General features: G+C 65.5%; 1 protein-coding gene. It reads left to right on the forward strand.

Going from position 1 to position 278, the window contains the following annotated elements:
* The coding region (locus tag AB2U10_RS19295; RefSeq protein ID WP_367916708.1) for an FGGY-family carbohydrate kinase at positions 1–278 on the forward strand (278 nt) is incomplete at both ends.

Below are 278 nucleotides of genomic sequence, written 5' to 3' on the forward strand. Positions count from 1 at the left end.
ATCTGGGCACCATTCTCGAAAACTTCTGGCAGCTCGAAGGCGGTCAGTCGGCTTCGGGCGCACTGCTCGACCACATCGTGCAGTGGCATGGCGCCGGCGGCGAGCCGACGCCCGAGCTGCATGCTGCCATCGTCGCTCGCATCATGGGGTTGCGCGAAGCCGAAGGCGTTGCACTGGCCGACCGGCTGCATGTGCTGCCCGATTTCCACGGCAATCGCTCGCCTCTGGCCGATCCCAACGCGCTGGGCGTGATTTCGGGCCTAACGCTGGACAGCGAT

The organism is Leadbetterella sp. DM7, from assembly GCF_040829825.2.
GTDB lineage: Bacteria > Bacteroidota > Bacteroidia > Cytophagales > Spirosomataceae > Leadbetterella.